The sequence below is a fragment of the Ruegeria sp. YKSF131 genome, from assembly GCF_059612645.1.
Genome location: NZ_JBXWQZ010000051.1, coordinates 25972 through 35113, shown reverse-complemented (window position 1 = coordinate 35113; position 9142 = coordinate 25972). Strand labels below are relative to the sequence as shown.

Below are 9142 nucleotides of genomic sequence, written 5' to 3'. Positions count from 1 at the left end.
CTTCAAGACCGAAACCGACACGGAAACCGTCGCGCTGATGACGGAACATCACCTCAACACAGGCATGTCCCCGGTCGAGGCCGCTTTCAAGACCATCGACAAGTTGGAAGGTGCCTTCGCCCTTGCATTCCTGTTCGATGGTGAGGACGACCTGATTGTAGCCGCCCGCAAAGGATCACCTCTGGCCATCGGCCACGGGGATGGTGAGATGTATGTGGGTTCGGACGCCATTGCCCTTGCGCCGCTAACCAACCAGATCACTTATCTTGAGGAAGGCGACCGCGCGGTTCTGACCCGAACATCATTGGAAATCCGCAACGAGGCCGGTGAACTGGCCAACCGGGAAAAGCGCAAGATCAAGCTGGATCATGCGCGCGCCGACAAGGGCGAGCATAAGCATTTCATGGCCAAGGAAATCGCTGAACAGCCTATCGTTGTGGCTGAGGCCATCCGATCCTACCTGCCCACGGGCGGTGATCGCGTGGTGTTACCCGACGCCGAGCTGGATTTCAGCAAGTTGGACCGTCTGACCATGGTCGCCTGCGGTACAGCGTTTTATGCCTGCCTGACTGCGAAATACTGGTTCGAGCAACTGGCAAAGATGCCGGTGGAAGTCGATATCGCCAGCGAGTTCCGCTATCGCGAACCTCCGATCACGGGTCGCACACTGGCGCTGTTTGTCAGCCAGTCAGGTGAAACCGCCGACACCTTGGCCGCGCTGCGCTATTGCGAGGGCAAGGCGGACAAGATCGTTTCCGTCGTCAATGTCCCCGAAAGCTCGATTGCTCGGGAAAGCGATATCGCCCTGCCGATCCATGCTGGCGTTGAAATCGGTGTGGCTTCGACCAAAGCCTTCACCTGTCAACTAAGCGTTTTGCTGATGCTGGCGCTCAAGGCAGCGGCCGACCGCGGCACTCTGACCGATGAGGAAATCGCCGATCACACCGCTGCGCTGCGCGGATTGCCGACCGTGCTGAACACGGCATTGGATCAGAACCGGGCGATCCGCAAAGCAGCCCAACGCCTGTCCGAGGCGCGCGACGTTCTGTTCCTGGGCCGTGGCCTGATGTATCCTCTGGCAATGGAAGGGGCGCTGAAGCTCAAGGAAATCAGCTATATCCACGCCGAAGGGTATGCATCGGGCGAGTTGAAACACGGACCCATCGCCCTGATCGACAAGCATATGCCTGTTGTCGTCATGGCACCCCGCGACACCGTGTTCGACAAGACCGTGTCGAACATGCAGGAAGTGATGGCGCGCAAGGGCAAAGTGATCCTTGTGTCTGATGATGATGGAATTGACGAGGCCGGAGACGGCGTCTGGAGCACAATCCGGATGCCACATATTCACACCAGTCTTGCGCCGATCCTTTATTCGGTTCCCGCACAGTTGCTGGCATACCACACGGCTGTAGCCAAAGGGACGGATGTAGACCAGCCGCGCAATCTGGCAAAATCAGTGACGGTAGAGTGACCCATGTCCAAACAGTTTCCCCAGCTTGATGACGCGCATCAAAAGTTCATCGAAGATCAGCATATGTTCTTCGTCGGCACCGCCGGGACCGAGGGGAAGGTCAATATCTCGCCCAAAGGTATGGACTCGCTGCGGGTGCTGGGACCAAACCGCATCGTCTGGATGAACTTGACTGGCAGCGGCAACGAGACGGCGGGGCATCTGATGCAGGTCAACAGGATGACACTGATGTGGTGCTCCTTCACCACGCGCCCACTGATCCTGCGCACATATGGCACTGCCCGCACTCTGCACGTCGGAGATGAGGGCTGGGATGAACTGGCCAATCTTTTCCCCAACCACCGCAGCGCCCGGCAGATCTACGACCAGTCGATCGAAATGGTTCAGACCTCCTGCGGGTATGCAGTGCCGTTCATGGCATTCCAGTCCGACCGCGACACGATGCAGAAATGGGTCGATGGCAAAACGGACGGCGACATCCGGTCTTATTGGGCAGAAAAGAACAGCCAGACGATAGACGGCGAACCAACAGGCGTTCCGGTCTGGCCCCGATGCTGACCACTTTTCTTGATCAGATCAAAGCCCATGCCGACCCCGAACGTGCGAGTCAGATGGCCAGTTATCACAAGGCGGATCGCGTCTATCTGGGCGTCGCCAACCCGGTTCTCAACGATCTGACCAAAGCATGGCGGCAAGAGCTGGATGTGAATAAACACGTCGCGCTGGCCAAGGCGCTGTGGCAAACCGATATCCACGAAGCGCGCCTTGCCGCGGCCAAGCTTCTGACCCAGACCCGCATCCGGCCCGACGATCAGGTTTGGGACCTGCTTCAAAGCTGGCTACCGGATTTTGTCGCCTGGGCCGTCGCCGATCATGCCTGCATGGCGATGCAAAAACGACTGATGGCCGACCCCGAGAGACTGATTGTCGTCGAACAGTGGACTCAGTCCGATCACATGTGGACCCGGCGCGCGGCCCTTGTCGCAACACTGCCCTGGACCAAACAGAACCACCCCAAGCCCGAAGACCTGCAACGTCGCGACTGTATCCTCGGCTGGGCCGCCGGATATGTCCCTGACCGCGACTGGTTTATTCAGAAATCAATCGCCTGGTGGCTCCGGGAACTGTCCAAACACGACCCCGAACGTGTGATCGCGTTTCTGGACAGACATGGTGATGCCATGAAACCGTTCGCCCGACGCGAAGCAGCCAAATACCTGAAAAGTCAGTCGGCATAGACCGCGACTTCGACCAGTTCGTCTAATGGCACCAGAAGGGCCCGCATGGCATCCAGCGACAAGCGGCTGCCGCTACTTTCCGGGCCTGCGGCAGGAACTAGGGTGATATAGGCCTGCGCGCCGGTTCTGGGCACAACAACTCGCGCCGTTACCTCGCTATCGACCAGCGGCGTCTGCATCCAGCGCCCTGGTGTGGTCGGATCACCAAGCCCGGCAATGGTTGTTTTGGCTCCGACCCAACTGGGGCGTGCCGCAACCGGCTCGGGCCGAAGAACCTCCTCAGCGACAACTGGCGCAGTTTCAACGTCCGATACGGCCGCAGCCGCCTCATCCCCCGACCCGAACACACGTTCCGTCGATGCCCGGACAGTATCGCACCCGGTCAAAACAACGCATAGAAAAACAAATGCCTTTTTCATTCCCGGAAACTACAACCCCATGCGGGTGTGATCCAGTGCAAAGCGCAGTTCGCACTTGTCGCAGGCAGGTTACAGCTTTACCTATGTCGCATGTCTGCTCCGCTCATCGACCCGTTTGCCCGCGCTATCACGTATCTCCGCGTCTCCGTTACGGACCGCTGTGATTTTCGCTGTGTCTACTGCATGTCCGAAAACATGACTTTTCTGCCCAAGAAAGACCTTCTTACGCTGGAAGAGCTGGATCGCATGTGCTCGACCTTTGTGAGAATGGGCGTCGAGAAACTGCGCATTACCGGCGGTGAGCCATTGGTTCGTCGCAATATCATGACCTTCTTCAACGCCATGACCCGCCACTTGGAAAGCGGTGCGTTGAAAGAGCTGACGCTCACGACAAACGGTTCGCAGTTGCATCGCTTTGCCGAAGATCTTTATGCCGCCGGTGTGCGCCGTGTGAATGTTTCCCTGGATACGCTGGATGACGACAAATTTGCAAAAGTCACGCGCTGGGGCCGCCTCAAACAGGTACTGAATGGCATCGACGCGGCGCAAAAGGCCGGGCTGCGGATCAAGATCAACGCTGTTGCGCTCAAGGGATTCAACGAACCCGAACTGCCGAAGATCACCGAATGGTGCGCCGAGCGCGACATGGACCTGACCTGGATCGAGGTCATGCCGATGGGCGATATCGGTAACGAGGATCGACTGGATCAATACTGGTCTCTCAAGGATGTGCGCAAAGAGTACGAAAACCATTACACGATCACTGATCTGGCCGAACGCACAGGCGGACCGGCCCGCTATATCAGGCTGGAAGAAACAGGTCAGAAGATCGGCTTCATCACGCCCCTGTCCCACAATTTCTGCGAAAGCTGCAACCGCGTGCGCCTGACCTGCACCGGCGAGCTTTATATGTGTCTGGGGCAGGAGGACATGGCGGATCTGCGGGGCGCATTGCGGGATCACCCCGATACCGAACAGCCGCTTGAAGATGCCATCCGTGCGGCGATTAACCTGAAGCCAAAAGGTCATGACTTCGACTATTCTCGCCAGTCCGTTGATGGTCGGATGAGCCGCCATATGAGCCATACAGGCGGCTGATATATGCCGGATCACCAAGACCGCCCCACAGCACTGTACTCCCTGTACTGCGCCTTGATCTCTCTGGCCGCACCTCTGGTCTGGAGAACCGTCCGAAAGAAACTTGAGGCTGCCGGTGTACCAGCCAATCGCCAACAGGAGCGTCTTGGCCATGCCAGTATGCCCCGCCCCGCAGGGCAGTTGATCTGGTTCCACGCCGCCAGTGTCGGCGAAAGCCTGTCGGTCCTCACTCTGATCAATCGGCTGGCCGACCGCCTTCCCAAAACCGAGTTTCTGATCACCTCAGGAACGCCAACCTCAGCGGCCCTGATCGAAAAGCGACTGCCGCCTCGCACCCGACACCAGTACCCACCGCTTGACACAGCCGGCCCGGTTCAACGCTTTCTGGACCATTGGCAACCCGATGCCGGGATCTTCGTCGAAAGCGAGATCTGGCCGCGGCTGATTGTCGAAAGCGCGGGGCGCGACATTCCGCTGGCTCTGCTGAATGCTCGATTGTCGGACAAATCTGTCGCCGGATGGAAGAAGCGCCCTAAAACAGCAAGGTTTGTCCTGAATAAATTTCGCCTGCTCTTAACGCAAAACAACAAAACAGCAGCCAACCTGATTGCCATGGGTGCCCCAGCCCAACGGGTGCAGCCCGGCACCAACCTCAAGGCCATGTCCGATCCTCTACCTGTGGACCAGAGCACGCTGGACGACATTCGTGCGCAAATAGCCGCCAGACCTGTCTGGATCGCCAGTTCCACCCATGCCGGAGAAGAGGACAGCGTTCTGACAGCCCACAAGGCGTTATTGCAACATTGGCCCGACCTTCTGCTGCTACTGATCCCACGCCACCCCGAACGACGCGGCGAGGTTGCAGAACTTCTGAACAACGCCGGGCTCAAGGCATCCTTCCGGTCAAAAAATGCACCGATCACAGATACGACGCACGTGTATGTTGCCGACACGCTGGGCGAAACCGGAACCTGGTACGCGCTTTGCCCGATCGTGTTCCTTGGGGGCTCACTGAAAGAGATTGGCGGACACAACCCGTTTGAACCGGCACAGGCTGGGGCCGCCGTGGTCACCGGCCCAGGGTATTTCAACTTTGCAGAAACCTTTGCCCCGCTGATCGACGCCAAGGGCGCTGTCGAGGTCCAGACATCCGCTGACCTCTCTGAGGCCGTTTCACATTGGCTGTCGGACCAGAATGCCCTTCAAGCCGCCCGAAGGGCTGCACAATCCTGCGTCAATACGCAGTCGACCGCCTTGGATGCCGTCGTCGAAACCCTCTGCACGGTGCTTGATCTGCAAGCAAAGGATCCCGCTTCATCTGGCTAGAAATATCCCCGGGGGTGTGGGGGCAGAGCCCCCACCCTCACCATCAGGCGGCTGGCATCCGCTGTTCAACAATCTCTGCCCACCAGCTGCATCCGGCCGGAATGGCTTCGTCGTTGAAATTGTATTCCGGGTGATGAACCATTGCGGTGTCACCGTTGCCCACAAGAATATAGGCGCCTGGGCGCTCTTCCAGCATGAAGGCAAAATCTTCGCCCCCCATGACCAACGGTGCCTCGTCGCAATCACCGGACACCGACCGGGCCACATCCGCCGCAAACTCTGTTTGCTCGTCGCTGTTCACCATTACCGGGTACCCGCGAATGTAAGTCACGTCAGCGGTGCCGCCAAACGTGGCCGCTACACCGTTGCAAATCTCGTTGATCCGCTTTTCAGCCAGATCCCGCATGCCCTTGCTCATTGTGCGCACGGTGCCTTTGATCTGCACGGTCTGAGGGATCACATTGAATGCCTTGGATGACGTCTCAAACGATGTCACAGACACCACGACCTGGTCTATTGGGTCGGCATTGCGCGAAGAAATCGTTTGCAACGTAAGGACTGCCTGCGCTGCCAGAACTGTAGTATCCACAGTCTCATGCGGCTTGGCGGCATGTCCGCCGCGACCCTCAAAGGTGACATCGAACTGATCAGTTGCCGCAAAGAACGAACCCGGCCGGATTGCGAACTTGCCAACAGGCTGCCCCGGCCAATTATGCATGCCGTAGACTTCCTGAATGTTCCAGCGGTCCATCATTCCGTCTTCGCACATTTCGCGGCCCCCGCCGCCACCTTCCTCAGCAGGTTGGAAGATCACGACAACAGTGCCGTCAAAGTTGCGGGTTTCCGACAGGTACTTTGCCGCCCCCAGCAACATCGCGGTGTGCCCGTCATGGCCACAAGCATGCATCGCACCCGGCGTTTTCGAGGCATAGTCCAACCCCGTTGCCTCATGTATCGGCAAAGCATCCATATCTGCGCGCAGGCCGATCACCTTTCCCTTGCTGTCCGACTTGCCTTTGATCACCCCGACAACACCGGTACGTCCGATACCGGTCACAACCTCATCGCAGCCGAACTCCTTCAGCTTCTCGGCCACTTTCGCGCTGGTGCGGTGGGTTTCGAACAGGATCTCGGGATTTTCGTGCAGATCCCTTCGCCATTCCGTGATTTCATTCTGCAATTCGGCAAAGCGGTTCTTGACTGGCATGTCTTTTCTCTCTCCTGATTCAGGTCAAGCCGCTGGCATCCGGCGCTCGACCATTTCCGCAAACCACGAGCACCCAATGGGGATGATCTCGTCATTGAAATTGTATTCGGGGTGGTGCAGCCCGGCACTGTCACCGTTGCCCAAAACGATGAATGCCCCGGGCCTCTCTTCCAGCATGAACGAGAAATCCTCGCCCCCCATCACCATCGGCGCTTCAATGCAACTGCCCCCAACCGACACCGCGGCCTCTGCTGCATATCCCGTCTGAGCTTCGGCATTGATCGTCACCGGAACACCGCGTTTATAGGTGACGTTCACAGACCCGCCAAATGTTGCAGAGATCCCTTCCGAGACTTCCTTCAGCCGTTGTTCGATCAGGTCGCGCAACTCGTTGGAATGGGTCCGAACAGTGCCGCGGATCCGTGCTGATTGCGGGATCACGTTGAACGCTTTCGAGGACGTCTCGACCGAGGTCACAGACAGCACGGCCTGCAAAATCGGATTCGCATTGCGCGACACAATCGTCTGCAACGCCACGATCAGCTGCGACAGCATCACCGTTGTATCAATCGTCTGATGAGGTTTTGCCGCGTGGCCGCCGCGCCCTTCAAGATGGATGTCAAACTCATCCGCTGCCGCCAGCAACGGCCCCGAACGAATGGCAAACTGCCCGGCAGGAATACCCGGCACATTGTGCATCGCATAGACTTCCTGAATGCCGAACCGATCCATCAGACCGTCCTTGCACATGGCCTCGGCACCATTTCCACCCTCTTCGGCGGGCTGAAAGATCACGATTGCCGTGCCATCAAAATTGCGGGTTTCCGCCAGATACTTGGCGGCCCCCAAAACCATCGCCGTATGGCCGTCATGACCACAGGCATGCATCGCATTCGGTATTTCCGAGGCATAGTCCAACCCGGTCTGTTCCTGCATCGGCAGGGCGTCCATATCGGCGCGCAGGCCAATCACACGGCCCCGTGTGTCGCTTTTGCCGCGAATGACACCAACGACTCCGGTGCGACCGATGCCAGTCACGACCTCGTCGCAACCAAACTCGTTCAGCTTTTCCGCAACCAGCGCACTGGTGCGGTGAGTGTCGTACAGAATTTCCGGGTGTTGGTGAATGTCACGCCGCCAACCGGTGATCTCATCATGCATCTCTGCGAGACGGTTCTTGATCGGCATGTCATTCTCCCTGTTTCATGCGACAGGCAATCGTCGTTCCACAAGCTCGGCAAACCAGCTGCAACCGGCGGGGATCGCGTCGTCGTCAAAGTTGTATTGCGGGTGGTGGCACATGGCCGTATCCCCGTTCCCGATAAAGATGTACGCGCCGGGGCGTTCTTCAAGCATATAGGCAAAATCTTCGGACGGCATGATAGGGTCCGTGCTGTCGTTGACCTTGCCCGCGACCGCAGCTGCCGCCTCGGCCGCATAGCCCGTTTCGGCCTCGGAATTCACTGTCACCGGGTATCCGGGTGTCCAGATAACCTCCGCCTTCGCGCCAAAGGCCGAGGCTGTATCCTCGGCAATCCGGCGCACGCGTTCTTCGGCGATTGTACGATACTCGGGGTCAAGTGTCCGCACGGTTCCCTGCAAACGCACCGTATGAGCGATCACGTTCGACGCAACGCTATCCGTCACAAACGTCCCAACGGTGAGGACAACTCGCTTGATCGGGTCAACGGTCCGGGACACCACCGATTGCAAGGCAACAACGATATGCGAGGCCACTAGCGTTGTATCCACCGCCTCATGCGGCGCGGCGGCGTGTCCGCCCTTGCCAGTGACCGTGATTTCAAACTCATCGGACGAGGCCAGCAACGCGCCGGGGCGAATTGCAAATTCGCCCACTGGAAGACCGGGCATATTGTGCATGCCATAGACCTCATGAATGCCCCAGCGGTCCATCAGCCCGTCCTGACACATGGCCAGACCGCCGGCCCCGCCTTCCTCGGCGGGCTGGAAGATCAGAACCACAGTGCCATCGAAATTGCGCGTCTCGGAAAGGTACTGCGCGGCCCCAAGCAGCATCGAAGTGTGCCCGTCATGTCCGCAGGCGTGCATCTTGCCCGACACGGTCGAGGCATAGTCCAGCCCTGTCGCCTCTTCAATCGGAAGTGCATCCATGTCCGCCCTCAGGCCGATGACGCGCCCCTGCGTATCCGTGCGCCCTTTGATCACCCCGACAACACCTGTTTTGCCAATGCCCGGAGTGATCTCGTCCACTCCAAACTCTTTCAGACGTGCGGCAACAAATGCCGCAGTTTCATGGACGTCATACATCAGCTCCGGATGGGCGTGCAGGTGGCGGCGCCATTCGGTGATCTCGCCATGCATTTCCGCAAGTCTGTTTTTTACGGGCATCTCAAGACCT

Annotated in this window: 9 protein-coding genes; 5 read left to right on the top strand and 4 right to left on the bottom strand. The window is 58.4% G+C overall.

Going from position 1 to position 9142, the window contains the following annotated elements:
- The 3 genes from glmS to AC2FLZ_RS16515 form a co-directional block, all read left to right on the top strand.
- Positions 1-1474 (top strand): glutamine--fructose-6-phosphate transaminase (isomerizing) (gene glmS / locus AC2FLZ_RS16525; protein ID WP_496882432.1); only part of this gene is annotated, 1474 nt, incomplete at its 5' end.
- A gap of 3 nt (positions 1475-1477) precedes the next feature.
- Positions 1478-2032: a pyridoxamine 5'-phosphate oxidase family protein gene (locus AC2FLZ_RS16520; RefSeq protein ID WP_496809146.1), complete on the top strand. Its 555-nt coding sequence runs from the start codon at positions 1478-1480 to the stop codon at positions 2030-2032.
- Complete coding sequence (locus AC2FLZ_RS16515; RefSeq protein ID WP_496882431.1) at positions 2026-2712, top strand: DNA alkylation repair protein; 687 nt, start codon at positions 2026-2028, stop codon at positions 2710-2712. Before AC2FLZ_RS16520 ends, AC2FLZ_RS16515 begins: the two co-directional genes overlap by 7 nt.
- Here AC2FLZ_RS16515 and AC2FLZ_RS16510 read toward each other — a convergent pair.
- Positions 2700-3131 carry a hypothetical protein gene (locus tag AC2FLZ_RS16510; protein WP_480516362.1) on the bottom strand — a complete coding sequence of 144 codons (432 nt, stop codon included), beginning with the start codon at positions 3129-3131 and terminating at the stop codon, positions 2700-2702. The two genes, AC2FLZ_RS16515 and AC2FLZ_RS16510, sit on opposite strands and share 13 nt — an antisense overlap.
- Before the next feature lie 90 nt (positions 3132-3221).
- Here AC2FLZ_RS16510 and moaA point away from each other — a divergent pair, with 90 nt between their 5' ends.
- Together moaA and AC2FLZ_RS16500 are read left to right on the top strand one after the other, a co-directional pair.
- Positions 3222-4229, top strand: a complete 1008-nt coding sequence (gene moaA, locus AC2FLZ_RS16505) for a GTP 3',8-cyclase MoaA (RefSeq protein WP_480476047.1) — start codon at positions 3222-3224, stop codon at positions 4227-4229.
- 3 nt (positions 4230-4232) lie between these two features.
- A complete protein-coding gene (locus tag AC2FLZ_RS16500; protein WP_496882430.1) occupies positions 4233-5555 on the top strand; it encodes a 3-deoxy-D-manno-octulosonic acid transferase in 1323 nt (440 codons plus the stop codon).
- Between the two features lie 43 nt (positions 5556-5598).
- Here AC2FLZ_RS16500 and AC2FLZ_RS16495 read toward each other — a convergent pair whose 3' ends face one another.
- The 3 genes from AC2FLZ_RS16495 to AC2FLZ_RS16485 are packed head-to-tail and all read right to left on the bottom strand — an operon-like array spanning position 5599 to position 9132.
- Positions 5599-6762, bottom strand: coding sequence for a M20 aminoacylase family protein (locus AC2FLZ_RS16495; RefSeq protein ID WP_480476043.1), 1164 nt, complete (start codon positions 6760-6762; stop codon positions 5599-5601).
- Positions 6763-6786: 24 nt separating this feature from the next.
- Positions 6787-7950, bottom strand: a complete 1164-nt coding sequence (locus AC2FLZ_RS16490) for a M20 aminoacylase family protein (RefSeq protein ID WP_480622277.1) — start codon at positions 7948-7950, stop codon at positions 6787-6789.
- 15 nt (positions 7951-7965) lie between these two features.
- Complete coding sequence (locus tag AC2FLZ_RS16485; protein ID WP_480516356.1) at positions 7966-9132, bottom strand: M20 aminoacylase family protein; 1167 nt, start codon at positions 9130-9132, stop codon at positions 7966-7968.
- Positions 9133-9142: the final 10 nt, after the last annotated feature.

Excerpts from the sequence above, each read along its gene's own strand:
- AC2FLZ_RS16490 (WP_480622277.1), bottom strand. The coding sequence starts at position 7,950 with ATGCCGATCAAGAACCGTCTCGCAGAGATGCATGATGAGATCACCGGT.
- AC2FLZ_RS16485 (WP_480516356.1), bottom strand. The coding sequence starts at position 9,132 with ATGCCCGTAAAAAACAGACTTGCGGAAATGCATGGCGAGATCACCGAA.
- AC2FLZ_RS16500 (WP_496882430.1), top strand. The coding sequence starts at position 4,233 with ATGCCGGATCACCAAGACCGCCCCACAGCACTGTACTCCCTGTACTGC.
- AC2FLZ_RS16510 (WP_480516362.1), bottom strand. The coding sequence starts at position 3,131 with ATGAAAAAGGCATTTGTTTTTCTATGCGTTGTTTTGACCGGGTGCGAT.
- AC2FLZ_RS16515 (WP_496882431.1), top strand. The coding sequence starts at position 2,026 with ATGCTGACCACTTTTCTTGATCAGATCAAAGCCCATGCCGACCCCGAA.
- AC2FLZ_RS16520 (WP_496809146.1), top strand. The coding sequence starts at position 1,478 with ATGTCCAAACAGTTTCCCCAGCTTGATGACGCGCATCAAAAGTTCATC.
- moaA (WP_480476047.1), top strand. The coding sequence starts at position 3,222 with ATGTCTGCTCCGCTCATCGACCCGTTTGCCCGCGCTATCACGTATCTC.
- AC2FLZ_RS16495 (WP_480476043.1), bottom strand. The coding sequence starts at position 6,762 with ATGCCAGTCAAGAACCGCTTTGCCGAATTGCAGAATGAAATCACGGAA.